We start from the raw sequence: 26405 nt of genomic DNA, 5'->3' as shown, positions 1-26405 counted from the left end.
GCGATAGCGGTGAGTCGGTCAACACCGCTATCGCAGGCAAGCCAGCTCCCACAGTGATTGCATTCCAACGTTGATATCAAAAGCGACTCCCACCTGTACTGAAAGCGCTACAGCGTAACGATATCGCTACAACCCTGTTTTTTGCGCGCCATGCAAGGCTTTGATCCACATAGGCTTTTTTTCTGGCGTCGCACTGTAGCGAAATCGCTACAGCCAATCTCTATATTGTCATCATCAATTTTATTAAATCATTGATTTATAACGACTTAATGACGTTGGCCGCGATATTGCTAAGCAACTCCTCATTATTCCAATCCCGTCCACCAGACGAATCTGGCCCCGAGGAGTTTCCATGAGCGAGTTGCGTTTCACTGAAGATCACGAATGGCTGCGCGCCGAAGCCGATGGCAGCGTCACCGTGGGTATCACCGCTTTCGCGCAGAATGCGCTGGGTGATGTGGTTTTCGTGCAACTGCCGGAGCTGCAGTCCTACGACAAGGGCGCTGAAGCGTCCACTGTTGAATCGGTCAAGGCCGCCAGCGGCGTGTACATGCCGTTGGACGGTGAAGTCCTCGAAGTGAACGACAAGCTCGACGCCAGCCCGGAATTGGTCAACGAAGACCCGATGGGCGAAGGCTGGTTCTTCCGCTTTAAACCGGCCGATGCCGAGGCGGTCGCTAAACTGTTGGATCAGGACGCGTACGACCGTCTGATCAAAGCCAACGCCCAAGTCTGAGGAGCGCGCCATGACTGTTAATTTGAGCACCGCCAACGAATTCATCGCCCGCCACATCGGCCCGCGCCAGGAAGACGAGCAGCTCATGCTGGCGAGCCTGGGCTTTGACTCCCTGGAAGCCCTGAGCGCCAGCGTGATCCCGGAAAGCATCAAGGGCACCAGCGTGCTCGGCCTGGAAGACGGCCTCAGCGAAGCCGAGGCCCTGGCCAAGATCAAGACCATCGCCGGCCAGAACCAACTGTTCAAGACCTACATCGGCCAGGGCTACTACAACTGCCACACGCCGTCGCCGATCCTGCGCAACCTGCTGGAAAACCCGGCCTGGTACACCGCCTACACCCCGTACCAGCCGGAGATTTCCCAGGGCCGCCTGGAAGCGCTGCTGAACTTCCAGACCCTGATCAGCGACCTCACCGGCCTGCCGATCGCCAACGCGTCGTTGCTCGACGAAGCCACCGCCGCCGCCGAAGCCATGACCTTCTGCAAGCGCCTGAGCAAGAACAAGGGCAGCAATGCCTTCTTCGCCTCGATCCACAGCCACCCGCAGACCCTCGACGTACTGCGCACCCGTGCCGAGCCCCTGGGCATCGACGTAGTGGTCGGCGATGAGCGCGAACTGAGCGACGTCAGCGCATTCTTTGGCGCCCTGCTGCAATACCCGGCCAGCAACGGTGATGTGTTCGACTACCGCGAGCTGACCGAACGCTTCCACGCCGCCAACGCCCTGGTGGCGGTGGCCGCCGACCTGCTGGCCCTGACCCTGCTGACCCCGCCGGGTGAGTTCGGTGCCGACGTGGCCATCGGCAGCGCACAACGCTTCGGCGTGCCGCTGGGCTTCGGCGGCCCGCACGCGGCGTACTTCTCCACCAAGGATGCGTTCAAGCGCGACATGCCGGGCCGGCTGGTCGGTGTCTCCGTCGACCGTTTCGGCAAGCCGGCGCTGCGCCTGGCCATGCAGACCCGCGAGCAACATATCCGCCGCGAGAAGGCCACGAGCAACATCTGTACTGCCCAGGTGCTGCTGGCCAACATCGCCAGCATGTATGCCGTGTACCACGGCCCCAAAGGCCTGACGCAGATTGCCCAGCGCGTGCACCAGCTCACCGCGATCCTGGCCAGCGGCCTGACCGCCCTGGGCCTGAAAGTCGAGCAGGAACACTTCTTCGACACCCTGACCCTCAACACCGGCGCCCAAACCGCGGCCCTGCACGACAAGGCGCGCGCCCAACGCATCAACCTGCGGGTGGTGGATGCCGAGCGTGTCGGCCTGTCGGTCGACGAAACCACCACCCAGGCCGATATCGAGACCCTGTGGTCGATCTTCGCCGATGGCAAGGCCCTGCCGGACTTCGCCGCCAAGGTGGAAAGCCGCCTGCCTGCCGCGCAACTGCGCCAGTCGCCGATCCTCAGCCACCCGGTGTTCAACTGTTATCACTCGGAAACCGAGCTGATGCGCTACCTTCGCAAGCTGGCCGACAAGGACCTGGCCCTGGACCGCACCATGATCCCGCTGGGCTCGTGCACCATGAAGCTCAACGCCGCCAGCGAAATGATCCCGGTGACCTGGGCCGAGTTCGGTGCCCTGCACCCCTTCGCCCCAGCCTCGCAAAGCGCCGGCTACCTGCAGCTGACGTCCGAGCTGGAAGCCATGCTCTGCGCGGCCACCGGTTATGACGCAATCTCGCTGCAACCGAACGCCGGTTCCCAAGGCGAGTACGCCGGCCTGCTGGCGATTCGTGCGTATCACCAGAGCCGTGGCGAAGCACGTCGCGACATCTGCCTGATCCCGTCGTCGGCCCACGGCACCAACCCGGCTACCGCCAACATGGCCGGTATGCGCGTCGTGGTCACCGCGTGCGATGCACGTGGCAACGTCGACATCGAAGACCTGCGCGCCAAGGCCATCGAGCACCGCGAGCACCTCGCCGCGCTGATGATCACCTACCCGTCGACCCACGGCGTATTCGAAGAAGGCATCCGCGAAATCTGCGCGATCATTCACGACAACGGCGGCCAGGTGTACATCGACGGCGCCAACATGAACGCGATGGTCGGCCTGTGCGCACCGGGCAAGTTCGGTGGCGACGTGTCCCACCTGAACCTGCACAAGACCTTCTGCATTCCACACGGCGGTGGCGGCCCGGGCGTCGGCCCGATTGGCGTCAAGTCGCACCTCACGCCATTCCTGCCTGGCCATGCGGCCATGGAACGCAAGGAAGGCGCGGTGTGCGCGGCGCCGTTCGGCAGCGCGAGCATTTTGCCGATCACCTGGATGTACATCAGCATGATGGGCGGCGCGGGCCTCAAGCGCGCTTCGCAGCTGGCGATCCTGAATGCCAACTACATTTCCCGTCGCCTCGAAGAGCACTACCCAGTGCTCTACACCGGCAGCAATGGTTTGGTAGCCCACGAGTGCATCCTCGACCTGCGCCCACTGAAGGACAGCAGCGGCATCAGCGTGGATGACGTGGCCAAGCGCCTGATCGACTTCGGCTTCCACGCGCCGACCATGTCGTTCCCGGTGGCCGGCACGCTGATGATCGAGCCGACCGAGAGCGAATCCAAGGAAGAACTGGATCGCTTCTGCAACGCGATGATCGCCATCCGCGAAGAAATCCGCGCGGTGGAAAACGGCACCCTGGACAAGGACGACAACCCGCTGAAAAACGCCCCGCACACCGCAGCGGAACTGGTCGGCGAATGGAGCCACCCATACAGCCGTGAACAAGCGGTGTACCCGGTTGCTTCGCTGATCGAAGGCAAGTACTGGCCGCCGGTTGGCCGCGTCGACAACGTGTTTGGCGATCGCAACCTGGTGTGCGCTTGCCCGTCGATCGAGAGCTACGCGTAACCCGACGGTTACAACGCGGTCTCGTGGGCGCCGGCTTTTGTGGGAGCTGGCTTGCCTGCGATGCAAGCACCTCGGTCTTCCAGTAGGCCAAGGTGATGCTATCGCAGGCAAGCCAGCTCCCACACAAGCCCGGCTCCCACATTGGGCCGCGTACATCCGATCAATAATAAGAAACCGGAGAACAACCATGTCCCTTAGCGTGTTCGACCTGTTCAAGATTGGCATCGGCCCCTCCAGTTCCCACACCGTCGGCCCGATGCGCGCCGCCGCCCGTTTCGTCGAAGGGTTGCGCCGTGACGACCTGCTGGGCGCCACCACCGGCATCAAGGTGGAACTCTATGGCTCCCTCGGCGCCACCGGCAAAGGCCACGGCAGCGACAAGGCCGTGTTGCTGGGCCTGGAAGGCGAACACCCGGACACCGTGAATACCGAAACCGTAGCCGCGCGCCTGGCGCAGATGCGCAGCGACGGTCGCTTGAACCTGCTCGGTGAACACAGCATCGCGTTCAACGAGAAAGAACACCTGGCGATGATTCGCAAACCCCTGGCCTACCACCCCAACGGCATGATCTTTCGTGCCTTTGATGCGGCCGGTATCCAGATTCGCAGCCGCGAGTACTATTCGGTCGGCGGCGGTTTTGTCGTGGATGAAGACGCCGCAGGCGCCGACCGGATCGTCGAAGACGCCACCCCCCTGACCTTCCCGTTCAAGCACGCCAAGGATTTGCTCGGCCATTGCACCACCTACGGGTTGTCCATCAGCCAGGTGATGCTGACCAATGAAAGCGCCTGGCGCCCGGAAGCGGAAACCCGCGCCGGCTTGCTGAAGATCTGGCAAGTGATGCAGGACTGCGTGGCCGCCGGTTGTCGCAACGAGGGGATTCTGCCCGGCGGCTTGAAGGTCAAGCGCCGCGCTGCGGCCCTGCATCGGCAACTGTGCAAGCATCCTGAATCGGCGCTGCGCGACCCGTTGTCGGTGCTGGACTGGGTCAACCTGTACGCCCTGGCAGTCAACGAAGAAAACGCCAACGGCGGGCGTGTGGTCACCGCGCCCACCAACGGTGCGGCCGGGATCGTGCCGGCGGTGCTGCATTACTACATGCGCTTTATCCCCGGCGCGAACGAGGATGGTGTGGTGCGCTTTCTGCTCACCGCCGCCGCCATCGGCATTTTGTACAAGGAAAACGCCTCGATCTCCGGCGCCGAAGTCGGCTGCCAGGGTGAAGTCGGCGTGGCCTGCTCGATGGCCGCCGGCGCGCTGTGCGAAGTGCTGGGCGGCAGCGTCTCGCAAGTCGAAAACGCCGCCGAGATCGGCATGGAACACAACCTCGGACTGACCTGTGACCCTATCGGCGGGCTGGTGCAGGTGCCCTGCATCGAACGCAACGCCATGGGCTCGGTCAAGGCCATCAATGCGGTGCGCATGGCCTTGCGCGGTGACGGGCAACACTTCGTCTCCCTCGACAAAGTCATCCGCACCATGCGCCAGACCGGCGCCGACATGAAAAGCAAATACAAGGAAACCGCCCGTGGCGGTTTGGCGGTCAACATTATCGAGTGCTGACGCCGACAAGCGCGCCAGCACGTTTTTCAGGAGCTGAATATGTCCACCGAAACCCTGTTGAAAACCCCGTTGCATGCCCTGCACCTCGAACTGGGCGCCCGCATGGTGCCGTTCGCCGGCTACGACATGCCGGTGCAATACCCGCTCGGCGTGATGAAGGAACACCTGCACACCCGTGACCAGGCCGGGCTGTTCGACGTGTCGCACATGGGCCAGATTCGCCTCACTGGCGCCAATGCCGCCAAGGCCCTGGAGACCCTGATGCCAGTCGACATCATCGACCTGCCGGTGGGCATGCAGCGCTACGCGATGTTCACCAACGAGCAGGGCGGCATCCTCGACGACCTGATGGTGGCCAACCTGGGTAACGACGAGCTGTTCCTGGTGGTCAACGCCGCCTGCAAGGACCAGGACCTGGCCCACCTGCGCCAGCACATCGGCGACCAGTGCAGCATCGAGCCACTGTTCGAGGCGCGTGCCCTGCTCGCCCTGCAAGGCCCGGCGGCGGTCAAGGTGCTCGCGCGCCTGGCACCGGAAGTCACCGGGATGACCTTCATGCAGTTCGCCTCCCTGCGTTTGTTGGGCGTGGACTGCTACGTCAGCCGCTCCGGCTACACCGGTGAAGACGGCTTCGAGATTTCCGTGCCCGCCGCCAGCGCCGAAAGCCTGGCCCGCAGCCTGCTGGCCGAGACCGAAGTGCAGCCAATCGGCCTGGGCGCCCGTGACTCACTGCGCCTGGAAGCCGGCCTGTGCCTCTACGGCCACGACATGAACACCGAGACCACGCCGATCGAAGCCAGCCTGCTGTGGGCGATCTCCAAGGCCCGTCGTGCCGACGGCCCGCGTGCCGGTGGTTTCCCCGGCGCCGACCGCATCTTCAGCCAGCAGCAGGCCGGAGTGAAGCGCAAACGCGTTGGCCTGCTGCCACAAGAGCGCACACCGGTGCGTGAAGGCGCCGAGATTGTCGACGACCACGGCACCGTGGTTGGCAGTGTGTGCAGCGGTGGCTTTGGCCCGACACTGGGCGGCCCGCTGGCCATGGGTTATCTGGACAATGCATTCGTCGCGCTCGACACCCAAGTATTCGCGCTGGTGCGTGGGAAAAAAGTGCCACTTCGTGTAAGCAAAATGCCATTTGTGCCACAGCGTTACTATCGTGGCTGATTGACTGTTCCTATAAGTAACGCGGTTGCGTTAACGTGCACTAAACTGTAACGCAACCGCCATAAAACAGTGCATTGACGATAGTCATCGTTATCAGCGCCGGGCTATAACAAGTGAACAACTCTATCGAATAAGTCAGATCCCAAATGTTGACCGAAGTGTCATACAGCCAAGCAAAACCAAGGGCTTGCCCGGGGCTTGTTTTTTCTCCAGTAGTTGGCGTAGAGTTTGTTCACTGTGTTTGCATGGGTCGCTTGGAACCTGGACCTGGGCAGTAGCCAAAGTTTGCTACAACCCGTTCGACGTCTCTTACTTTCCTGCAACCCAGCCCAGTACTCTTTCATGTGAAAGGGGCTGTCATTAATTTTTAGCGTCAAGGAAATAAGAAAATGGCTGAACGTCAGAGCGGTACCGTCAAGTGGTTTAACGACGAGAAAGGGTTTGGTTTTATCACTCCAGAAAGCGGTCCGGATCTGTTCGTGCATTTCCGCGCTATTCAGGGCAACGGCTTCAAGAGCCTGAAAGAAGGCCAGAAAGTGACCTTCGTTGCCGTGCAAGGCCAGAAAGGCATGCAGGCTGACGAAGTACAAGCAGAAGGCTGATCCCTGCTGCGACAAAAAGCCCCTGATGGTGACATCAGGGGCTTTTTTATGTGCGTTTGCTCGTAAAATGGCTTTTTTCCCCAAGAGAGCCTGCCATGTCCAAACCCTTGCTGAGCCCCCAAGGCGAATTCCCCGCCGTTGGCCTGGGCCGTCGTCTGGCAGCGATGTTCTATGACTTCCTGTTGTGCACGGCGCTGCTGATTGTCACGGCGTTCATCTACAAGCTGGTGTGGATGGCGCTCATCGGCGAAGCCAAGATGCGCACCCTCACCGAGTCCGGCGCACTGGATGGGGATCCGTTGCTGTCGACGATTCTGTTTTTCGTGCTGTTCGGTTTTTTTGCCAAGTTCTGGACCCATTCGGGGCAGACGCTGGGCATGCAGGTGTGGGGTGTGCGCGTGCAGAACGCCGACGGCTCACGCATCAGCCTGTGGCAGGCGCTGCTGCGCTTTGTGGTGTCGATTGCGTCGTGGTTGTGCGTGGGGCTGGGGTTTATCTGGTCGCTGTTCGACAAGCGCAAGCGCAGCTGGCATGACATCTATTCCGACACCCAACTGGTGCAGATTCCGAAGAAAAAGAAGTAATCCGCAACGACGAAAATCAAAGGTGGGCGCTGGCTTGCCTGCGATGCAAGCGCCTCGGTTTATCCAACAGACCGAGGTGATGCTATCGCAGGCAAGCCAGTTCCCACATTTTTAACCGTGCCAGCTCAAGATCAGGCGTTGCCGGCGAGTTTGAGGCGCGCGGCCTGGGTGAAGTCCAGCATGCGCTTGAGCGGGCGCACGGCGTGGGGGATCACCGAAGGCTCGACGAAGATCTCGTTACTGCCCTCACGCAGGCATTGCAGGGTGCGCTCCAGCGTGTTCATCGCCATCCATGGGCAGTGCGCGCAGCTGCGGCACGCCGCGCCATTACCGGCGGTTGGCGCTTCGACAAAGACCTTGTCCGGGCACAGCTGCTGCATCTTGTAGAAGATGCCGCGATCGGTCGCCACGATAAATGTCTTGTTCGGCAAACGCTGGGCCGCCGCGATCAACTGGCTGGTGGACCCCACGGCATCGGCCAATTCGATCACTGACGTCGGCGACTCCGGGTGCACCAGGATCGCTGCGTCCGGGTACAGCGCCTTCATGTCTTCCAATTGCTTGGACTTGAACTCTTCGTGGACGATGCAGGCACCGTCCCAGAGCAACATGTCGGCCCCGGTCTGGCGCTGGATATAGGTGCCCAGGTGTTTGTCCGGGCCCCAGATAATGGTTTCACCGTTGTCCATCAGGCTCTCGACGATTTCCAGCGCGCAGCTGGACGTCACCACCCAATCGGCACGCGCCTTGACCGCCGCCGAGGTGTTGGCATACACCACCACGGTCCGCTCAGGGTGCTGGTCGCAGAACGCCGAAAACTCATCCACCGGGCAACCGAGGTCCAGGGAGCACGTGGCTTCCAGGGTCGGCATCAGGATGCGTTTTTCCGGCGTGAGGATTTTCGCGGTCTCGCCCATGAAACGCACGCCGGCGACCAATACGGTCTTGGCCGGGTGAGCGGCGCCGAAGCGCGCCATTTCCAGGGAATCGGAGACACAGCCACCGGTTTCTTCGGCCAGGGCCTGAATCACCGGGTCGCAGTAGAAGTGGGCAACCAGCACCGCGTCCTGAGCCTTGAGCTCGGCGGCGATGGCGGCACGCAGGCTCGCCTCTTCATCGGCGCTGAGGGCTTTAGGCTGCTTGGCGTCGAGGTGGGCTTGAACCAGTAGGCGTTCGGAAATTTGCGTCATGTTCGCAAGACCTGCAGGCGCAGTTGCGCGAAAGTCGAGTGTACCACCGGCTCTGGAGCCCTACGGGCGCCGCCGGACGAAGTGATTGTGTTCATCAAGCACGGGTGAAGCTGCGCAAGGCTACAGAATATCGAATGGATTCAAAAGCCTAATCTGGGGCGGGAATGACGACGCGATTCACCTCCAGCACACGAGCCGGCAAACCGGCTCGTGCACAAGGATCAGCGAACGAGGGCGGAAGGATCGTTCTGCAGCAGAACCGAGGCCTGCATGTTGGCCAGGGCGTCCTTTAACGTGGACTCTTCCAGGGCGTCCTTGGACTTTTTGCTTTCCTTGGCCGCGTACTCCAGCAGCACCAGGTAGTCACGCTGGACAGTGGCTTCCTTCGGCACGTTGGTCTCATCCACGAGCTTGCCCATCACGTATTGCTGCGTGCGGGTGTTCTGGCTGGCCGTTTGCGCGACCGAGGCGTTGGTCAGCAGGCCATCCTTGTAGGCGATGTTGGCAGAGCTGCTGGCCTTATCCTCCACCTGTATATAGAGATAATTCTGCGAGTTTGGATCGCCGCTCAGCTCAGGCGCCTTCCCACCCTTGAGCCCCTTGTGGAAGCTGGCGGAAAGACTCGATTGCTGGTCCTGGCTCACGCTGCGGTCCAGCGCGCTTTTGCCGCCGACGCGGGTCTTCTGCGACACGTCATAGGCAAAGCTGTCGACTTCAGAGGGGCGCATCGGGTTGGACGAATCGACCGCCTGCTTGATCGACGCCTTGAAGTCTGCCAGGCCCGTCAACAAGCCCTGGTCCGTCGGGTTGCGGGTCAGCGCCTCGGGGAGGCTCGCGCCCTGTGGATAGTTGCTGTTCAGGGCGCTGAAGGCGTCCTTGAACTGGGTCATCAGCTCGGCCTTGGCGCTGCCACGTTCCTGGGCACGGTCAAACTGGGCCAGGTAGCTTTTCAGCGCCTTGGCCTGTTGCTGCGCATTGCCAAGGATCGAGGCGTTTTTCAGGTCGACGCTCAGGTTGAGCTCGCCGCTCAGGCTGCTCATGCGCGTGGTACGGCTCTGGCTGTCGGCGTGAAAGGCCAGTTTCAGGTCAGGCCCGTTCCGCGTCTTGAGCGTGGTGTTGAGGTCCACCGACGCCAATACTTTGCTGTCAAATTGGGTCAGGTTGCCCAGGTCGAGTTTCGGCGGAACAGCGGTGAGCCCATCCACCGCAGCCTGGAAGGCACTGCCCAGTTGGCCGACCGCCTTGAGTTCTTCGGCGCTCAGAGCACCGCCTTCGACGTTGGCCTGCACACCCAGGCCATCTTTCTGGCTGGACAGGCTGAAGGTTACGGTCTTGCCGCTGGCCGTCTTGATGCTGAGGCTGACCAGGTTGTCGGCTTTGCTGTGCAGCAAAGTTTGATCCGTCTTGATCTCGCCGGCGCTGTCCGCTCGATCGGCGCTCGCGTAGAGCACGGACTGAGAAATGCCCGCGCCATTCTTGGCGAACTGCTCAACCAGGCTGGCGCCCAGGCCATTGAAGCGGTTGGCAGTGGACGGCGAATTGAAGTTGGTATTGATCGCGCGGCTGAGTGTGTCCTGGCTGTCACTTTCCCAGGCACGCACAATGTCCTGGCCCGGCAATTGGCCGCGGCGGGAATAGGTATCGGCAAGGGTGTCGGACACGACGTTGCCCAAGCTGACCACCGACGAAGGCCGTGTGCTTACAACGCTGCTCTGCGGCGGCGTGACGGGTGACGGTTCCACTGGCCGAATAGGCAGCGAATTGGCGGAACTGATAGGTAACAGCGTACTCATGACGATCCCTGTCTGCGAATGTTTACCCTCTGATTTAAGCAAAGACGCAGGAGGATTGACAGGGACAGCGGGGAAATTAGTAGCAAAGAGCCACGACGTTAATCTGGCTCTTCGCTATCTGGCGCGGATTAAAAGCGGTAAGTCACTGAACCGCCGAACCCATTGGCGCTGTTTTCATACTTGGCGTCGTAGGTCAGGCCCAGTGCAGGTTGGGTCTGACGAACCTTGATCGGCTCTTCCTTCAAGTAGGAATACGCCACATCGAAAGTCAGGTTGTCGACTGGCGTCCAACCGGCTCCCAGGCTGAAAACCGTACGGTCCCCTGTAGGAATGCGTACGGAGCGGTCGGTGTTGTTGGTCGGGGTCTGGTCAACCGAGAACCCGGTGCGCAATACCAGTTGCTTGTTGACGCGATACGCCGCGCCGATCGCATGGGACCAGGTGTCGTGCCAATGCTGCTGTTCGGTGATGGAGTCCAGGCCGGCGAGCTCACTGGTGATGTCCGATACACCGGTATTGTTGACGGTGATTTTCTTCAACTGGCTCCAGCGGGTGTAGGTGCTGCCCACGTACAGGGTCCAGTCATCCGTCAGTTGGTGAGTGACCGAGAAATCCACGGACGACGGTGTGGTGACGTTGAGCTTGGCGTCATAACGCTGCGAACCGCCGTCCAACAGATCAGAGAGCACGCCCGAGGCATTGGTATGGCCACTCAGGTGGTAGACGACTTGCGAGTGGTAGGTCACGCCGACGCGGGTAGAGTCCAATGCCTGCACCAGGATACCGGCGTTGAAACCTGTCGCAGTGTCGTCACCCTTGATCTTGACCGCCTCGGTGCCCAGGCCAAACGCTGGCACTTTGGAGTCGAGTTCGCCGTTGATTTTGTTGAACGTCGGCCCGAAACCCACCGAGACCTTGTCATTGAATGCGTAGCTGACCGTCGGCTGTACGGTGATGACCTGGACCTTGCTCTTGTTGCCGAAGGCGTTGCCCTGGAAGCTGTGTTCGTAATCGGTCACCAGGCCAAACGGCGCGTAGATCCCGAGACCGAATGCCCAGTGCTCATCGATCGGCGTGACCAGGTAGCCCATCGGCACGGCAATCCCAGGGACCATGTCGCCTTTGTTGGTACCCGGGTTGTCGGCACCGCCTTGGGTCGAGCTGGCATCCTTGATGTTCGTCTTGGCATCGAGGTAGGTCGCCCCGATGCTCACTTCATTCTGCTTGAGGCGGGACATGCCGGCCGGGTTGCCGAACACCGTACTGGCGTCGTCGGCAGAGGAGGAACGACCGGCGTAGCCCGTGCCCATTGAACTGATGCTTTGTTCGTTGAGCGCGAAACCACCGGCGAACAGCGGGGTGGAGGCAAGTGAAACGGCGAGCGCCAAGGCGCCTTTAAGAGTTTTGTTATTCATTATTAGGACTCGAATTATGGGGCAGCGACGAGGAAGCTACCAACGTTCGAGCGAGCGGTTTATGAAGAGTTTTTCATCTGCTGGATTGTCCGACAATCCTAGATATTTCAAAGACTTTGGTCGATTTTTCGCGTCTGTTTCTGACCTCCTGACCCGAATCTGACCCGCCGGTTCCAGGCAGCCAACGCGGGCCATTGGCCGCCCGGCAATCTTATGGATTCCAGTATGTGTTCGCCGCCGCAATCGTCGCAAATTCGGTGGCTACCACCTGGCCAATGCTGATCAGCATGGCGGCGTCATTGGCGTACACATCGCGCAAGCGGCCACGTACCGCCTCGTCGGGCTGCGTGGCCTTGATGACCAGCCGGGACATCTTGATGGCGAGTTCGCGCCCTTCTTCAGGCGTCGCGGTGATCAGGGAATTGTTCGGTATCAAACTCATCAGGGTGTGCCTTTTTATAGGTTGCATGGACCGTGGATCAGCTTTCGCCACGCCACGGCCGAGGACGGTGGGTTCATGGTGCGCAACTTCACCTGCCCGGTGGGCAGCGTGGTGCGCGAGGAGCAGTGCGTGTGCCGGGCGATGGCGGGCTTCTTTTCCGAGGCGACAGGCTGCCCGGCTACAGAACAGTGCTTGCGCGAAGATCGGCTGATCTGCGAGTACTTTATCGAGCAGATACCCACAGCGTGCCCCTGAAGTCGCGCAGGGTTCGGCGCGAGCCTGCGCGCCTTTGTACCTGGCGGTTGTGAAGGCGCGCCGCCAAGGTTAATATTGAGAATAATTCCCATTAGTCCGTTCGGGTACTGAACCCGACGACGGAGTGCGCTTGCGTCATGCCCATCTCTCCAGATCTGTCCAATGTCGGCTGGCTCTACCAAGAGCATCACGGTTGGGTGCGCGCCTGGCTGAACAAGAAGCTGGGTAATTCGAGTGATGCCGCCGAGTTGGCGCATGACGTATTCGTGCGATTGCTGAGCAAGCCCAAGGCGTTTGACAGTGAAGGCCATGCACGTGCTTACCTCAGCGCCATGTCGCGGCATGTCTGCGTGGACTTCTGGCGGCGCCAACGGGTTGAACGCGCGTGGCTGGAGGTGCTGTCCAGTCGCCCAGAGCATTGCATGCCATCGGAAGAGCACCGTGCGATGGTGCTCGAGGCCCTGCAACAGGTCCAGGCCATGTTGGAACGCTTGCCGCCGAAAGTAGCCGAGGCATTCCTGCTCGCGCAACTGCAGGGGTTGAGTTACCAGGCCATCGGTGAGCGACTGGGTGTCAGCGCGCGGACCGTCACCCATTACATGGCCAAGGCCATGTTCCAGTGCCTGCTGCTCGAGGCAGAACTGGACGAGGCCCTGAGCTGAATCATGCCCGTGTCCAAGCCCGATCATCACACGCTGCAGGAAGCCGCCGACTGGTTCGCCCGGCTGAGTAGCGCGCCCAACGATGCTGCGCAGCTGGAAGCCTGGCAACGTTGGTTGGCGCGCAGTGACAGTCATCAGCAGGCCTGGCGCTACGTGGAGCGGGTCAGCCAGCGCTTCGCGCCGCTGCAGGGTGATGCCGATACCGCCAGCCGCACCTTGCAATCACTGCAACATTCGCCCCGGTCCCGCCGCCAGGTGCTGCGCAGCTTGTCGATCATCAGCGGCGGGCTGCTGCTGGGAGGACTGGCCTGGCGCCATGGCGCATTGACCCAGCAACTGCTGGCCTGGCAGGCCGGCTATCGCACCGTCACCGGGCAAATCCTCGAACGCCGCCTGGCCGATGGCTCGCGTATCTGGCTCAACAGCGCCACCGCGCTGGACGTTGATATGAATAAAGGGCAACGCAGCATCCGCTTGTATCAGGGTGAGGTAATGATCGCGACCGCGGCCGACCCTCGCCCGTTTGTAGTGACGACCGCCCAGGGCAGCCTTACCCCACTGGGCACTCGATTCAGCGTGCGTGAGCAGGCATCACGCACTCAACTCAATGTGTATGAAGGGGCGGTGCAGGCGCGGTGCATCGACACGCCCCAGGTACGTGTGGCCGCGGCTGGCGAACGCCTGTGGTTCGATACGCAGCGCATCAGCGAAACAACACCGGCGCAGCTTGAACGCCAAGCCTGGACGCGCGGGGTGTTGCCGGCAGAAGACATGCCGTTGGAGGAGTTTATTCACGAATTGGCCAACTATCGCCGTGGGCACCTGGGCGTCGACCCGCGTGTCGCCCAGTTACGCGTGATGGGCACATTTCCCCTGCACGACACCGACCAGGCCCTGGCGATGCTCGAAGGCGTGTTGCCGGTTCGTATCGAACAGACCTTTGCGGGTTGGACGACGGTGAAGCCTCGCTAATTTTTTCCGACGCCACTTCCTGATTTTAATTCTCATTCGATTTAGCTAGTGACATGGCCGCGAGCCACCTCTACAAGGACCCTCAAGATGTCACTCAGCCCTCATCTTCCGCTGCATCTTTTCGCCTGCTCGGCCGCCCTCGCCCTGGCCAGCGTCAGCCCCATCGCCTGGGCCGAGGAGCAACATTACGAAATCGCCGCCGGGCCATTGGCGACCCAATTGAACCTGCTCTCAGCCCAGGCCGGTATTTACCTGGCTGCCGATGCCGCACTGACGGCCGGAAAAACCAGCCATGCCCTCAGCGGCAACTACTCCATCGAGCAGGCCTTGCAGATATTGCTGCTGAACACGGGCCTCACTGCGGTGCAGTTGGGCGGCCAACGCTACCAATTGCAGGCAGCGCCCAGCGAGGCCTCACGACTGGAGTTGAGCAGCACGACCATCTCCGGCAAGGCCCCCGGCTCGACCACTGAAGGCACCGGTTCCTACACCGCCTACTCCTCCAGCAGCTCGACCCGGCTTAACCTGACCCAGAAGCAAACCCCGCAATCGGTCACAGTGATGACCCGCCAGCGCCTGGATGACCAGAAACTCAACAACCTGACGGACGTGCTTGAAGCCAGCCCCGGCATCGCGGTGACTCGCGCGGGCCTGGGCACCGAGAATGACAGCTACTGGTCCCGGGGTTTCCAGATCCAGAACTTCGAGATTGACGGCGTGCCCACCTCCACGCGCATGGACAATTACACCCAAAGCACCGCGATGTACGACCGGGTAGAGATCGTACGCGGCGCTACCGGCCTGATCAGTGGGATGGGCAACCCCTCGGCGACGATCAACCTGATCCGTAAACGCCCGACAGCGCAGGCCCAGGTCAGCCTCACTGCAGAAGCCGGCAGTTGGGACCGCTATGGCACGGGCGTCGATGTCTCCGGACCACTGACTGAAACCGGCACTGTTCGCGGCCGGCTGGTGGTGGATTACAAGACCGAGCAGGCCTGGATCGACCGCTTCAAGCAAGACTCGCAATTAATCTACGGCATCAGCGAGTTCGACCTCAGCGATTCAACCCTGTTGACCGCAGGCTTCAGCTACCAGAAGACCCAAGTTGATTCGCCCCTGCGCGGCGGCTACCAGACGCTGTTCAGCAACGGCGAGAAAACCCATGCCCAACGCTCGCTCAATACCGCACCGAAATGGTCCTACAACGATCACGACCAGACCAACTACTTCACCTCCATCGAGCATCAATTCGATAACGGCTGGAGCGGCAAGATCGAGTACGGCCACACCGAGAACAAGTTCGACGAGTTTTTCTCCTTTACCATCGGCAGCCTCGACCAGGCCACTGGTTCGGGTGGCACCCTGCTGCCTGTACGTTGGTCGGGCACACCACGCCAGGACAACCTGGACGCCTACCTCACCGGCCCGTTCTCGGCATTCGGCCGTGAACACGAGCTGATCACCGGCATTACCGCGACCGACTACGAAGAACACACCCCCAACTACGGGGATTGGCTACGCGACTATGGCTTCCAGGTGCCTGACTACCGCACCTGGAACGGCGACTCGCCAAAGCCGGCGACGCCGGTACTCGGCAAGGGCAGCATCCGCGAGAAGCAATATGCCGCCTACCTGACTTCACGCCTGCACATCACTGACGACTTGAGCCTGATCCTCGGCGGGCGCTTGACCGACTGGAAGCGTGACACCGACACCAACGTGTATGGTGAAGGCACCTCCTCGGTCAAGGAACGCGAAACAGGCGTCTTTATTCCCTATGCCGGCGTGGTCTACGACCTGGATGAAAATTGGGCGTTGTATGCCAGCTACACCAAGATCTTCAATCCGCAGGCGTCCTACGTGCGCGACATCAACCGCAAGGCCTTGCCGCCCCTGGAGGGCAAAGGCTATGAAGTGGGGATCAAGGGCAGCTTCTACGACGAACAGTTGAACGCCAGCCTGGCACTGTTCCAACTCGAACAGGACAACCTCGCTGTCTGGCAATCGGATACCCAGGCCTACCGCATCGAGCAAAGCGCCAAGACCCAAGGGGTCGAGCTGGAAATCAATGGGGAATTGGCCGAAGGCTGGCAGGCATCTGCCGGCTATGCCTACAGCGTCACCACCGATGCGGACGACAAACGCATCGTCACTACCCTGCCTCGGCATTTGTTCAAGACGTTCACCTCATATCGCTTGCCAGGCGTGCTGGACAAAGTGACGGTGGGTGGCGGGTTCAATTGGCAGACCAAGACCGGCGAAGATTTGCACTATTACCAGCAGGGCAGCTACGCCGTGGCCAACCTGATGGCGCGTTACGACTTCTCGAAAAACCTCAGTGCCACCGTCAACCTGAACAACGTGTTCGACCGCGAGTACTACGCACGCGTTTATTCAGAAGGGATGTATGGCGCGCCGCGTAATGTCATGACCAGCCTGAAGTACAACTTCTGAGGCGTTGGCCCTCGCCTGATAGCCAGGCGAGGGCTGCTCATAAGGCGGGCTGCGAGAGAATGGGTTTCTTGCGGGCAAAAAAAAACCCGGAAATCCTCACTTGCGTGGGCCTTCCGGATTTTCTAAACCGCCAAAAATGGTGGGTCGTGTGGGATTCGAACCTACGACCAATTGGTTAAAAGCCAACTGCTCTACCAACTGAGCTAACGACCCGCTGTGTGGTGGCGCGTATAATACTGATTTCTAAGGATTATTCAACACCTTATTTGAAATAAATCAGAAATAACGCGTTGGGTCCGCAATTCCGGCCGCTTGGAAGCCTTCTGCGCGCAGTCGGCAGCTGTCACATTTCCCACAAGCACGGCCGTCATCGTCTGCCTGATAGCAGGAAACAGTCAGCGAATAATCGACGCCAAGTCCTACACCAGCCTTCACAATATCGGCCTTGCTGAGGTTTTGCAGCGGCGCGAGGATACGGAACCCCTGCCCTTCTACCCCGGCTTTGGTCGCCAGGTTGGCCATGCGCTCGAACGACTCGACGAACTCTGGGCGACAGTCCGGGTAGCCGGAATAATCCACGGCGTTGACGCCGATAAAGATGTCGCGGGCGTTCAGCACTTCAGCCCAACCCAGGGCCAGGGACAGGAACACGGTGTTGCGTGCCGGCACATAAGTCACCGGAATGCCTTCGCTCGGTGCTTCTGGCACATCGATGCTGCTGTCGGTCAAGGCCGAGCCGCCGATGCCATTGAGGTTCAGGCCGATCACCTTGTGCTCGGCAACCCCCATGTCCCGCGCGACACGCGCAGCTGCGTTCAACTCGGCGCGATGGCGCTGGCCGTAGTCAAAGCTCATGGTGTAGCAGGTGTAACCTTCAGCCTGCGCCATTGCCACCACCGTGGCGGAGTCGAGGCCGCCGGAAAGCAGGATTACTGCGCGTTTTTGATCCATGGTGTGTTCAGTCATATCAGCGTCCTGGCTCGTCGTTCCAAAGGTATTTATGCAACTGCAATTGCAGGCGCACCGGTAGATTGTCCGCAACCACCCAATCGGCGAGGTCACGCGCATTCAAGTCATGGTGGCTGGGGGAGAACAGCACCTCGCCCGCGCGACGGTCCAGGCCATACTGGATCAGCTTGGAGTTCGCCCAGTCGTAATCTTCACGGGAGCAGATGACGAACTTGACCTGGTCGTTGGCCGTCAGCAGATCGATGTTCTCATAGCGGTTGCGATGCGCTTCCTTGGAGCCTGGGGTCTTCAGGTCGACTACGCGGCTCACGCGCGGGTCCACCGCAGAGATATCCAAGGCGCCACTGGTTTCCAGGGACACCTCGTAACCGGCATCACACAGCTGTTTGAGCAACGGGATGGCATTGGGTTGCGCCAGCGGCTCGCCGCCCGTCACGCAGACGTAGCGCGGCCGGTAACCGGCAACCTGCTCAAGGATGTCTTCGAGGGTGCGCACCGTACCGCCACTGAAGGCGTAGGCGCTGTCACAGTATTGGCAACGCAACGGGCAACCGGTTAGCCGCACAAAGACTGTGGGCAGGCCAGCGGTGCGCGTTTCACCCTGCAACGAGTAAAAAACTTCGGTGATACGTAATGTGTCTTGCATAGTCGCCACGGGCGTAACAGCTAAACAGGCTGTCCGCCTCCGTCAGGCACTTCAAGGGACCCCGCCAACGCGTAGACCCCAAAAAGCGTGTTTCATAAAAGGGCGTGGATTCTAACGAAAAAACCCGCGACAGGCGCGGGTTTCTTCTAAACGGACAGCATCGCTTACAAGCGTTGCAGATCCCGTTGCGCCAACTGGGCAGCGGAAGTCCCCGGATACTGGGCGACAACCTGCTGCAGAATGCCTTTGACCTTGTCGGTATGACCCAGGCGGCGTTCTACGTCGGCGAGTTTGTACAGCGAATCAGGCACCTTGGCGTGCTTGGGGTACAGTTGGCTGACCTTGGCAAATGCCTGGCCGGCGCCCTGCAGATCACCCTTGGCCAGGTTGACCTCACCCAACCAGTATTGGGCATTGCCCGCGTACTGGCTGTTCGGATACTTGCGCAGGAATGCGGTAAAGGCCTGGCTGGCCTTATCGAAATCCTTGGCTTTGATCAGGTCGAAAGCGGCATCGTAATACAGCTTTTCCTTGGCCGGATCACCCGGTTCGCTGCTGGCGGCAGGGGCGGCAGCTGCGGCCCCTGCTGCTGCACCACCGGCAGCAGCGCTTGGCGCGCCACCGGTAGAAGAATTATCAGGAGTAGCGGCAGGTGTAACGCCGGCTCCTATACGTCGGTCAAGATCCTGGTAACGCTCCAGGCCTTCTTGCTTCAGCTGGTTCACTTGATTTTGCAGTACTTCAATCGTGCCTTGCTGCTGCGACAATTGATCCTGCATGCGTTGCAGCTGGTTGAACAGTTCGCCCTGTGCCGAGGGAGCGGACGTAGCCGCTCCCCCCGCATAGGCGCCGTTCGTGCCATAACCTGCTGGCGGATAGCTGCTCCCGCTATTGTTATAGCCAGAGTTGCTATCTTCCACAGGAACCGCAGCCCACACCGCAAGCGGGGCGAGGCTGAGAGCCAATACAGTTAGAGCACGACGGCACGTTCGCATGACGAATTACTTACGCAGTTCGACGCGACGGTTTTGAGCCCAGGACTGCTCGTCGTGGCCAGTAGCAACTGGACGCTCTTTACCGTAGGAAACCAGTTCCAGTTGGCCTGGAGCAACACCTTGCAGTACCAGGTAGCGCTGAACGGCTTTCGCACGACGCTCGCCCAGTGCCATGTTGTACTCACGAGTACCACGTTCGTCGGTGTTACCTTCCAGAACAACGCGAGCGCCGTTAGCTTTCAGGTCCTTCGCGTGAACGTCCAGAGCGCGCATGGCTTCTGGCTTCAGGTCCGAACTGTCGTATTCGAAGTAGAAAGTGGTGATAGCGCGCAGAGCAGCTTCTTCGCTCAGGGAGCCGTCAACTGCACCAGTGTTAGCGCCGTAACCAGCGTTTGGATCAACAGCTGCGCCTTCACCGGCATTGTCGCCGCCTTTAGACGAGCAACCAACGGCTACGGACAGAGCCAGAGCCAGAGCAGCAAACTTACCAAACTTCAGCATTTCCATCGTGAAACTCCTAATGAACCCCAGTGTGTTAAGTACTTCTTTTTGTAGCGCCGCGTCAGTTCAGGTAAGGGGACCAGGACGGTTCTCTGACTTCGCCTTGAGCGGTAGGAAGCGGGAGCCTTACGCGTCCATTAATGGACACGAGCATCAAGACTCCCCGGCCCTGCTGGCGGGTGGCGTAGATTACCATGGTGCCGTTGGGCGCAACAGTAGCTGACTCATCAAGGTTGGTATCCGTGAGGATTTTTACCGTTCCACGCTGCAAATCCTGGGCCGCAACCCGGAAATTAGTGAAACCATCCTGACGGTGAATCATCACCAACGTCTTTTCATCAGCCGAAAGCTTCGGATTGGCATTGTAGTTACCGATAAAAGTAACACGCTCTGCACCACCACCATTCACGTTCGCCTTGTAGACCTGTGGCTTGCCGCCGCGGTCAGAGGTGAAGTAGATGGTTGAACCATCCTTGCCCCAGAACGGTTCGGTATTGATACCCGGGCCGCTGGTTGCGCGAGTGATCTGGCGCGAAGCCATGTTCATCACGTAGATATCCGGGTTGCCGTCCTTGGACAGCACGAACGCCAGGCGCGAACCATCCGGCGACCAGGCCGGTGCACCGTTGAGGCCTTCGAAGTTAGTGATCTGCTCACGACGGCCAGTATCAATGTGCTGGACGAAGATTCGCGGACGCTTCTGCTCGAAAGACACGTAGGCGATACGCTTGCCATCCGGCGCGAAACGCGGCGACAGGATAGGCTCACGCGATTGCAGCAGGGTCACGGCGCGTGCACCGTCATAGTCCGAGCGCTGCAAAGTGTAACGAGTGTTGTCTACGGAGAAACGCTCAGCCGTGACATACAACAGGCGCGTCGAGAACGCCCCCTTGATGCCGGTGAGTTTTTCAAACGACTGGTCCGAGATGTAGTGGGCCATGTCGCGCAGCTGTTCGGCAGTCCCCGAAACGCTGCCGGTCAAGACCTGCTGCTCAGTGGCCACGTTGAACAACGTGTACTGGATCTGCAGGCGACCACCCGCCGGAACGATGTTGCCGACCATCAGGTACTGGGCGCCGACGGCTTTCCAGTCACGGAAGATGACTTCGCTGGCCTGGGTAGGCTGGCTGATCATGTTGCCTTTCGGAATCGGCGCGTAGTAACCGGAATTGCGCAGGTCATCGCTGACGATCTGGGCCATGTCGTCCGGCAGCACGCTGCCGCCCTGCCAACCGAACGGTACGACTGCGATCGGGGTGGCCCGATCGCTACCGCTGGTGACCAGGATGTTCTTTTCATCCGCCGCCGCTATCCCTGCCATACAGCAAATAACGACAAGCATTCCTCGAAGAAGGTTTCTCACAAGGCTAGATCCTCAGGTGTGAATGTCATCTTGAATGAACGATAGGGAGCGAAGTCGCTTGGTTTCATTCCCTGCATCTCGGTCAACCGGCCAATGTTCTTGACCGCGGCAACCGCCGAACTGTCGAACGAACCGTCACCACTGGACTTGGCCACGCTGACCGAAGTCACCGTACCGTCCGGCAACATGCCGATCTGCAGCACTACTGTCATGCCTTTGCGTGCCGAAGGTGGACGGGTCCAGCCTTCTGCTGCGCGTGCCCGAATCAGGTCGTCGAAACTGCCCGCGACTTCATCGCCACGCTCATCGGCCAAGGCTTGCTGACGCTGCGGCGTGTCGGAGAGCAAATCTGCCAAGGCCTGGGCCTTTTTCTCTTCGGCGGATTTACGCGCTGCTTCCTGGGCCTTTTTCTTGGTGGCATCGGCGGCAGCTTTCTTCTTCGCGTCGTCGGCGATTTTCTTCTTCGCCTCGTCTGCTTCAGCTTTTTTCTTGGCGTCTTCGGCGGCTTTCTTCTTCGCGTCTTCGACTATCTTTTTCTTGGCGTCTTCAGCGGCCTTTTTCTTGGCCTCTTCTTCGGCAGCTTTCTTCGCTTCGTCTTCGGCTTTCTTCTTGGCTATATCAGCCAATTGTTTCTCTTCGGCCTTTTTCGCGTCGGCAGCTTTCTCGGCTTTCTTGGCTTCATCAGCCTTTTTCGCCTCGTCGGCCTTCTTCGCTTCGTCAGCCTTTTTCGATTCCTCGGCCTTTTGAGCCGCCTCTTCTTTCTTTTGTTCCGCAGCAGCCTTCACCGCTTCCTGCTCGACCTTCTTCTGTTCCATCTGTTCGACTTCAGTCTGGCGCGCAGCCGACTTCTGGGCCTCACCCGCAATCTTCTGATTGGTCTGGGTGGTGGCCTGGCTTTTCGATTTCAGCTGATACAGGGTCGCCTGCACGATCGGCTTGGCTGGCGGCAGATCCGGGGTCATGGCAAAGCTGACGAACAGCATTCCAAACACCAGGACGTGCAGGGCAATTGCCCAGACGCTAGGCCAGAAGAAGCTTTCCGAGGCGGACGGCTCTCGCTGTTGCTGCATCAGGGCGCCTCGGTAATCAAGCCAACGTTACCGACGCCGGCCTTCTGCAGCCCGCCCATGGCGCCCATGACAGAGCCGTAGTCGACCGACTTGTCACCCCGGATGAACACCTGGGTGTGCTTGCCGCCTTCGTTGCCGGAGCGAATGATCTTGGTCACCGCATCGGTCATCGCCGGCAGGGTCAAGGCCTTGTCTTGCTGTTTCTGAGTGTCGACTTCGCTGCCAAGGTTCCAGTAATAGGTCTTGTCAGCCTTGATCGAAATGGTCAGGACCTGTGTGTTGTTGTCTTGCGGCAAGGCTTCACTGGAAACCTTGGGCAGATCAACCTTCACGCCCTGGTTGAGCATCGGCGCGGTCACCATGAAGATGACCAGCAGCACCAGCATCACGTCGATGTAGGGCACTACGTTCATCTCGGCGACCGGCTTGCGCTTTTTGCGAGCTCGAGCGATTAAAGCCATTGGGAATTACCTGCTTATTCTTCGCTGGTGTGCACTTTACGGTGCAGGATCGCCTGGAATTCATCGGCGAAGGTGTAGTAACGGCCGATCAACGTTTCGCTGGTGGCAGCAAAGCGGTTGTAGGCGATTACTGCGGGGATAGCGGCGAACAGGCCGATCGCGGTGGCGATCAGGGCTTCGGCAATACCTGGGGCCACGGTGGCCAGGGTCGCTTGCTGGGCCTGGGCCAGGCCACGGAAGGAGTTCATGATCCCCCACACGGTACCGAACAGGCCGATGTACGGGCTGACCGAACCGACGGTGGCGAGGAACGGCAGGCTCTGCTCCAGCTTCTCTTCTTCACGGGAGATGGCCACGCGCATGGCACGTGCCACGCCTTCCATCACGGCTTCCGGATCAACACCCGGCTGCTGGCGCAGGCGCGAGAACTCCTTGAAACCGGCACGGAAGATCTGCTCCACGCCCGAATCCGGGTCAGGGTTGCTGCCGGCCTGGCGGTACAGCTTGGACAGGTCGATACCCGACCAGAAGCGCTCTTCGAAGCTCTCCAGGGCACGTCGACCGGCGCGCAGCAGGTTGCTGCGCTGAAAAATCATGACCCAAGAGGTAACCGATGCGGCTACCAGGGTCAGCATGACCAGTTGAACCACAACACTGGCATTGCTGACCAGGCTCCACATGGAGGAATGGTCGACGACGGTAGGTTCCACGCTAAATCTCCTGCTTTGATTGTTTACCCGCGCCGCTCACGGCGGCAAAGGCCGCACGTAGAGTTTCGGGAATGGCCCGAGGTTTCAAACTGTTGGTGCGCACACACGCCACCAGGAACTGCCCCTCACAGAGCAGCGTTGCATCCGTTGCCCGCCTGACCTGTTGCTTGAAACGCAGGCTGGCACGGTTCAATTCGATTACTTCAGCGCTGACCAGCAGTTCATCGTCCAACCGCGCCGGCGCGTGATACCGCGCCTCGCTGGAATGCACGACGAACAACAGGTCCTCCCCTGCCAGCTCGGATTGGGCAAAGCCCAGCTCCCGTAGCCGCTCGGTTCGAGCCCGCTCCATGAACTTGAGGTAATTGACGTAATACACGATGCCGCCAGCATCGGTGTCCTCGTAATAAACGCGACAGCGATGTGCGAACGACTGATCCCCGTTTTGCGCGCGCATACTCTAGTGCTTACTCCTCAGGTTGCCAATCCGGCTGGGCAACTGTTTTTTCATCCACCGAAACATTTCCAGTGACTGAATGACGACGCCAGCCACTAGGACAGCACAAACATCGAATAAATCGACTTGCGTGAAGCTTTTAATCGTCCACTGCATCGAGGAATTCGTCTACCACAGGCATCTCACCCAATCGTGACGGAATGTTTAACCCGAAGTGCAGATACGCATGCCGCGTCACTACCCGGCCCCTCGGCGTACGCATGATGTAGCCCTGCTGGATCAGGTACGGCTCCAGCACATCCTCGATGGTGTGGCGCTCTTCACTGATGGCCGCCGCCAGGCTGTCGACCCCCACCGGGCCACCGTCGAACTTCTCGATCATGGTCAAGAGTAGACGCCGGTCCTGATGATCGAAGCCATGCTCGTCGACATCCAGCAGGTTCAAGGCCAGGTCGGCCACGGCCTTGGTGATATGCCCCTTGGCACGCACTTCGGCAAAGTCACGCACGCGGCGCAGCAGGCGGTTGGCGATCCGTGGCGTGCCGCGGGCCCTGCGGGCGATTTCAAACGCGCCTTCCGGGTCCAGCGGCAGGCCGAGAATGCTCGCCGAACGGCTGACAATGGTCGCCAGGTCTGCGGTGCTATAGAACTCCAGACGTTGAACAATGCCGAAACGGTCTCGCAGCGGGTTGGTCAGCATCCCGGCACGGGTGGTCGCGCCGACCAGTGTGAACGGCGGCAGGTCGAGCTTGATCGAGCGAGCTGCCGGGCCTTCGCCGATCATGATGTCGAGCTGGAAGTCCTCCATCGCGGGGTACAGCACTTCCTCGACGATCGGCGACAGCCGGTGAATCTCGTCGATGAACAGCACATCGTGGGGCTCGAGATTGGTCAGCAATGCCGCCAAATCGCCTGGGCGCTCCAGCACGGGGCCGGAGGTGGACTTGATCGACACGCCCATTTCCTGGGCAATGATGTTGGCCAGGGTGGTCTTGCCGAGCCCCGGCGGGCCGAAGATCAAGGTGTGGTCCAGGGACTCGCTGCGCCCGCGCGCTGCCTGGATGAACAGCTCCATCTGCTCGCGCACGGTGGGCTGGCCGATATAGTCGGCCAGGCTCAGGGGGCGGATGGCGCGGTCCTGGATTTCTTCACGGTCACGGGGGCCAGTGGCCGCGATCAGACGATCAGCTTCAATCACTTAAATCATTCCCTTCAGGGCGCGGCGGATCATGTCTTCACTGCTCAGGTTCTTGTCCTTGATGGCCGATACGGCCTTGCTGGCTTCCTGCGGCTTGTAGCCCAGGGAAATCAGCGCGCTGACCGCATCACTTTCGGCGCTGGCGACCTGGCCCGCCGGCATATCCGGTTGGTTCGGCACCAGGGCAAACATGCTCGGCACCACTTCCCAGGCTTTAAAGCGGTCCTTGAGCTCTACCAGCAGGCGCTCGGCCGTCTTCTTGCCGACCCCCGGGACCTTGGTCAGCGCCGAGGTGTCCTGGGCTGAAACGGCACGCACCAGCTCATCCACTTCCAGGCTCGACATCAATGCCAGGGCCAGTTTCGGTCCCACGCCATTGAGGCGAATCAGCTCGCGGAAGAAATCGCGGTCGCGCTTGCCGATGAAACCATAGAGTAGTTGCGCGTCTTCGCGCACCACCAGATGGGTGTGCAGCGTCAGCGGCTCACCGACCGACGGTAGGCGATACAGGGTGGTCATGGGCACTTCCAGCTCATACCCCAGCCCGTTTACATCCAGAATCAGGTGCGGCGGCTGTTTTTCAGCCAGGGTGCCGCGCAAGCGTCCAATCACGGTTCAGATCCTTAAAGCTTGGGGTCAGAGCATGGCCTGACCGGAAATAACGATTGCGCTGATGCTATCAGAGACGCAGGCGCCCGCCACGACTGCGTGCCGTACCGAGGCCGTGGGGCAGCAGGCTGGAACGGGTATGCGCGTGGCAAATCGCAATAGCCAGGGCGTCCGAGGCGTCGATCTGCGGCTTGGCGGTGAGCTTGAGCATGTGCATGACCATCATCTGCACCTGCTCTTTATTGGCTGCACCGGTCCCCACCACGGCCTGCTTGACCTGGGTCGCGGTGTATTCGGCGATTTCCATGCCCTCCTCCGCACCGGCCACGATGGCGGCGCCCCGGGCCTGGCCGAGCTTGAGGGCCGAGTCGGCATTCTTGGCCATGAAGACCTTTTCGATGCCCATGGTCACCGGCCCATAGGTCTGGATCACTTCACGCACGCCGCGATAGACGATCTGCAAGCGCTCGGCCAGCTCGCCCGCACCGGTACGAATGCACCCCGATGCAACGTAGATGCAGCCACGTGGCGTCTGCTGCACCACGCCAAAACCGGTGATGCGCGAGCCGGGGTCGATACCTAGGATTAAAGTCATAACGCCTGCGGGTTGGATTTACAGCGGTATGTGCCAGGCACACATCGTGTGTAACAGCATAGAACCCTGTGGGCGCTGGCTTGCCTGCGATGCGCGCGCCCCGGTGTGTCAGTGGCACCGCGGTGATGCTTTCGCAGGCAAGCC

Annotated in this window: 26 protein-coding genes and 1 tRNA gene; 10 read left to right on the top strand and 17 right to left on the bottom strand. The window is 60.3% G+C overall.

Going from position 1 to position 26405, the window contains the following annotated elements:
- Window positions 1-352: 352 nt before the first annotated feature.
- From gcvH to QMX97_RS25255, 6 genes are all read left to right on the top strand, one after another.
- Complete coding sequence (gene gcvH / locus QMX97_RS25280; RefSeq protein ID WP_282397804.1) at window positions 353-736, top strand: glycine cleavage system protein GcvH; 384 nt, start codon at window positions 353-355, stop codon at window positions 734-736.
- A gap of 10 nt (window positions 737-746) precedes the next feature.
- Window positions 747-3587: an aminomethyl-transferring glycine dehydrogenase gene (gene gcvP, locus QMX97_RS25275; protein ID WP_282397803.1), complete on the top strand. Its 2841-nt coding sequence runs from the start codon at window positions 747-749 to the stop codon at window positions 3585-3587.
- Between the two features lie 187 nt (window positions 3588-3774).
- A complete protein-coding gene (locus QMX97_RS25270; protein WP_065908886.1) occupies window positions 3775-5151 on the top strand; it encodes an L-serine ammonia-lyase in 1377 nt (458 codons plus the stop codon).
- A 39-nt stretch (window positions 5152-5190) separates the two neighbouring features.
- Entirely contained in the window at window positions 5191-6315 is a 1125-nt protein-coding gene (gcvT, locus tag QMX97_RS25265; protein WP_282397802.1) for a glycine cleavage system aminomethyltransferase GcvT, read from the top strand.
- Between the two features lie 389 nt (window positions 6316-6704).
- Window positions 6705-6917: a cold-shock protein gene (locus QMX97_RS25260; protein ID WP_003365337.1), complete on the top strand. Its 213-nt coding sequence runs from the start codon at window positions 6705-6707 to the stop codon at window positions 6915-6917.
- A 95-nt stretch (window positions 6918-7012) separates the two neighbouring features.
- Window positions 7013-7501 carry an RDD family protein gene (locus tag QMX97_RS25255; RefSeq protein WP_282397801.1) on the top strand — a complete coding sequence of 163 codons (489 nt, stop codon included), beginning with the start codon at window positions 7013-7015 and terminating at the stop codon, window positions 7499-7501.
- Window positions 7502-7632: 131 nt separating this feature from the next.
- Here the strand turns inward: QMX97_RS25255 and nadA are convergent, their stop codons facing one another.
- From nadA to QMX97_RS25235, 4 genes are all read right to left on the bottom strand, one after another.
- Window positions 7633-8691, bottom strand: a complete 1059-nt coding sequence (gene nadA, locus QMX97_RS25250) for a quinolinate synthase NadA (protein ID WP_016973251.1) — start codon at window positions 8689-8691, stop codon at window positions 7633-7635.
- A gap of 221 nt (window positions 8692-8912) precedes the next feature.
- Window positions 8913-10484 (bottom strand): lactate dehydrogenase, encoded by a 1572-nt coding sequence (locus QMX97_RS25245; protein ID WP_282397800.1) that lies wholly within the window; start codon window positions 10482-10484, stop codon window positions 8913-8915.
- Window positions 10485-10612: 128 nt separating this feature from the next.
- Entirely contained in the window at window positions 10613-11899 is a 1287-nt protein-coding gene (locus QMX97_RS25240; protein WP_120449711.1) for an outer membrane protein transport protein, read from the bottom strand.
- 211 nt (window positions 11900-12110) lie between these two features.
- Complete coding sequence (locus tag QMX97_RS25235) at window positions 12111-12341, bottom strand: hexameric tyrosine-coordinated heme protein (protein ID WP_282397799.1); 231 nt, start codon at window positions 12339-12341, stop codon at window positions 12111-12113.
- A 75-nt stretch (window positions 12342-12416) separates the two neighbouring features.
- Here QMX97_RS25235 and QMX97_RS25230 point away from each other — a divergent pair, with 75 nt between their 5' ends.
- The 4 genes from QMX97_RS25230 to QMX97_RS25215 all read left to right on the top strand — a co-directional run bounded on the left by QMX97_RS25230 (window position 12417) and on the right by QMX97_RS25215 (window position 16687).
- Window positions 12417-12596 carry a hypothetical protein gene (locus QMX97_RS25230; protein ID WP_065908876.1) on the top strand — a complete coding sequence of 60 codons (180 nt, stop codon included), beginning with the start codon at window positions 12417-12419 and terminating at the stop codon, window positions 12594-12596.
- Window positions 12597-12733: 137 nt separating this feature from the next.
- On the top strand, window positions 12734-13258 hold the full coding sequence (locus QMX97_RS25225) for a sigma-70 family RNA polymerase sigma factor (protein WP_065908874.1): 525 nt from the start codon (window positions 12734-12736) through the stop codon (window positions 13256-13258).
- A 3-nt stretch (window positions 13259-13261) separates the two neighbouring features.
- Window positions 13262-14230 (top strand): FecR domain-containing protein, encoded by a 969-nt coding sequence (locus QMX97_RS25220; RefSeq protein WP_201145793.1) that lies wholly within the window; start codon window positions 13262-13264, stop codon window positions 14228-14230.
- Between the two features lie 87 nt (window positions 14231-14317).
- Entirely contained in the window at window positions 14318-16687 is a 2370-nt protein-coding gene (locus QMX97_RS25215) for a TonB-dependent siderophore receptor (RefSeq protein ID WP_282397798.1), read from the top strand.
- A 137-nt stretch (window positions 16688-16824) separates the two neighbouring features.
- Here the strand turns inward: QMX97_RS25215 and QMX97_RS25210 are convergent.
- The 13 genes from QMX97_RS25210 to ruvC all read right to left on the bottom strand — a co-directional run bounded on the left by QMX97_RS25210 (window position 16825) and on the right by ruvC (window position 26261).
- Window positions 16825-16900: transfer RNA gene (locus QMX97_RS25210), tRNA-Lys, on the bottom strand.
- 63 nt (window positions 16901-16963) lie between these two features.
- Complete coding sequence (queC, locus tag QMX97_RS25205; protein WP_162946163.1) at window positions 16964-17638, bottom strand: 7-cyano-7-deazaguanine synthase QueC; 675 nt, start codon at window positions 17636-17638, stop codon at window positions 16964-16966.
- Between the two features lie 16 nt (window positions 17639-17654).
- Window positions 17655-18302 carry a 7-carboxy-7-deazaguanine synthase QueE gene (queE, locus tag QMX97_RS25200; RefSeq protein WP_106802748.1) on the bottom strand — a complete coding sequence of 216 codons (648 nt, stop codon included), beginning with the start codon at window positions 18300-18302 and terminating at the stop codon, window positions 17655-17657.
- Window positions 18303-18466: 164 nt separating this feature from the next.
- Entirely contained in the window at window positions 18467-19297 is an 831-nt protein-coding gene (gene ybgF, locus QMX97_RS25195) for a tol-pal system protein YbgF (protein ID WP_120449725.1), read from the bottom strand.
- A 6-nt stretch (window positions 19298-19303) separates the two neighbouring features.
- Entirely contained in the window at window positions 19304-19804 is a 501-nt protein-coding gene (gene pal, locus QMX97_RS25190; RefSeq protein WP_003209827.1) for a peptidoglycan-associated lipoprotein Pal, read from the bottom strand.
- 55 nt (window positions 19805-19859) lie between these two features.
- Window positions 19860-21140, bottom strand: coding sequence for a Tol-Pal system beta propeller repeat protein TolB (gene tolB / locus QMX97_RS25185; RefSeq protein ID WP_065908853.1), 1281 nt, complete (start codon window positions 21138-21140; stop codon window positions 19860-19862).
- 17 nt (window positions 21141-21157) lie between these two features.
- Window positions 21158-22231 carry a cell envelope integrity protein TolA gene (tolA, locus tag QMX97_RS25180; protein WP_065908851.1) on the bottom strand — a complete coding sequence of 358 codons (1074 nt, stop codon included), beginning with the start codon at window positions 22229-22231 and terminating at the stop codon, window positions 21158-21160.
- Window positions 22231-22683, bottom strand: coding sequence for a protein TolR (gene tolR / locus QMX97_RS25175; protein ID WP_161793227.1), 453 nt, complete (start codon window positions 22681-22683; stop codon window positions 22231-22233). The genes tolA and tolR overlap by 1 nt, the downstream gene beginning before the upstream one ends.
- 23 nt (window positions 22684-22706) lie before the next feature.
- Window positions 22707-23402 carry a protein TolQ gene (gene tolQ / locus QMX97_RS25170; RefSeq protein ID WP_015885609.1) on the bottom strand — a complete coding sequence of 232 codons (696 nt, stop codon included), beginning with the start codon at window positions 23400-23402 and terminating at the stop codon, window positions 22707-22709.
- Between the two features lies 1 nt (window position 23403).
- On the bottom strand, window positions 23404-23859 hold the full coding sequence (ybgC, locus tag QMX97_RS25165) for a tol-pal system-associated acyl-CoA thioesterase (protein WP_065908849.1): 456 nt from the start codon (window positions 23857-23859) through the stop codon (window positions 23404-23406).
- A 139-nt stretch (window positions 23860-23998) separates the two neighbouring features.
- Window positions 23999-25057 carry a Holliday junction branch migration DNA helicase RuvB gene (ruvB, locus tag QMX97_RS25160; protein WP_065908846.1) on the bottom strand — a complete coding sequence of 353 codons (1059 nt, stop codon included), beginning with the start codon at window positions 25055-25057 and terminating at the stop codon, window positions 23999-24001.
- Window positions 25058-25669, bottom strand: coding sequence for a Holliday junction branch migration protein RuvA (gene ruvA / locus QMX97_RS25155; protein WP_025854761.1), 612 nt, complete (start codon window positions 25667-25669; stop codon window positions 25058-25060). It lies immediately after the preceding gene.
- A gap of 67 nt (window positions 25670-25736) precedes the next feature.
- The gene (gene ruvC, locus QMX97_RS25150; RefSeq protein ID WP_065908840.1) at window positions 25737-26261 is read right to left on the bottom strand and encodes a crossover junction endodeoxyribonuclease RuvC; all 525 of its coding nucleotides are present in this window, start codon (window positions 26259-26261) and stop codon (window positions 25737-25739) included.
- Between the last annotated feature and the right edge of the window lie 144 nt (window positions 26262-26405).

The sequence above is a fragment of the Pseudomonas sp. PS01298 genome (assembly GCF_029959745.1).
In the GTDB taxonomy this organism is placed as follows: Bacteria; Pseudomonadota; Gammaproteobacteria; order Pseudomonadales; family Pseudomonadaceae; genus Aquipseudomonas; species Aquipseudomonas aylmerensis.
Note: the sequence above shows the minus strand (reverse complement) of the source record. Positions and strands in the feature narration are given on the sequence as shown.

Coding starts and splice junctions, on each gene's coding strand:
- gcvT (WP_282397802.1), top strand. CDS start 5,191: ATGTCCACCGAAACCCTGTTGAAAACCCCGTTGCATGCCCTGCACCTC.
- gcvH (WP_282397804.1), top strand. CDS start 353: ATGAGCGAGTTGCGTTTCACTGAAGATCACGAATGGCTGCGCGCCGAA.
- ruvC (WP_065908840.1), bottom strand. CDS start 26,261: ATGACTTTAATCCTAGGTATCGACCCCGGCTCGCGCATCACCGGTTTT.
- queC (WP_162946163.1), bottom strand. CDS start 17,638: ATGGATCAAAAACGCGCAGTAATCCTGCTTTCCGGCGGCCTCGACTCC.
- pal (WP_003209827.1), bottom strand. CDS start 19,804: ATGGAAATGCTGAAGTTTGGTAAGTTTGCTGCTCTGGCTCTGGCTCTG.
- QMX97_RS25240 (WP_120449711.1), bottom strand. CDS start 11,899: ATGAATAACAAAACTCTTAAAGGCGCCTTGGCGCTCGCCGTTTCACTT.
- QMX97_RS25270 (WP_065908886.1), top strand. CDS start 3,775: ATGTCCCTTAGCGTGTTCGACCTGTTCAAGATTGGCATCGGCCCCTCC.
- queE (WP_106802748.1), bottom strand. CDS start 18,302: ATGCAAGACACATTACGTATCACCGAAGTTTTTTACTCGTTGCAGGGT.
- QMX97_RS25245 (WP_282397800.1), bottom strand. CDS start 10,484: ATGAGTACGCTGTTACCTATCAGTTCCGCCAATTCGCTGCCTATTCGG.
- ybgC (WP_065908849.1), bottom strand. CDS start 23,859: ATGCGCGCGCAAAACGGGGATCAGTCGTTCGCACATCGCTGTCGCGTT.
- nadA (WP_016973251.1), bottom strand. CDS start 8,691: ATGACGCAAATTTCCGAACGCCTACTGGTTCAAGCCCACCTCGACGCC.
- QMX97_RS25225 (WP_065908874.1), top strand. CDS start 12,734: ATGCCCATCTCTCCAGATCTGTCCAATGTCGGCTGGCTCTACCAAGAG.
- ybgF (WP_120449725.1), bottom strand. CDS start 19,297: ATGCGAACGTGCCGTCGTGCTCTAACTGTATTGGCTCTCAGCCTCGCC.
- tolB (WP_065908853.1), bottom strand. CDS start 21,140: ATGCTTGTCGTTATTTGCTGTATGGCAGGGATAGCGGCGGCGGATGAA.
- QMX97_RS25220 (WP_201145793.1), top strand. CDS start 13,262: ATGCCCGTGTCCAAGCCCGATCATCACACGCTGCAGGAAGCCGCCGAC.
- QMX97_RS25255 (WP_282397801.1), top strand. CDS start 7,013: ATGTCCAAACCCTTGCTGAGCCCCCAAGGCGAATTCCCCGCCGTTGGC.
- QMX97_RS25260 (WP_003365337.1), top strand. CDS start 6,705: ATGGCTGAACGTCAGAGCGGTACCGTCAAGTGGTTTAACGACGAGAAA.
- gcvP (WP_282397803.1), top strand. CDS start 747: ATGACTGTTAATTTGAGCACCGCCAACGAATTCATCGCCCGCCACATC.
- tolA (WP_065908851.1), bottom strand. CDS start 22,231: ATGCAGCAACAGCGAGAGCCGTCCGCCTCGGAAAGCTTCTTCTGGCCT.
- QMX97_RS25235 (WP_282397799.1), bottom strand. CDS start 12,341: ATGAGTTTGATACCGAACAATTCCCTGATCACCGCGACGCCTGAAGAA.
- QMX97_RS25230 (WP_065908876.1), top strand. CDS start 12,417: ATGGTGCGCAACTTCACCTGCCCGGTGGGCAGCGTGGTGCGCGAGGAG.
- QMX97_RS25215 (WP_282397798.1), top strand. CDS start 14,318: ATGTCACTCAGCCCTCATCTTCCGCTGCATCTTTTCGCCTGCTCGGCC.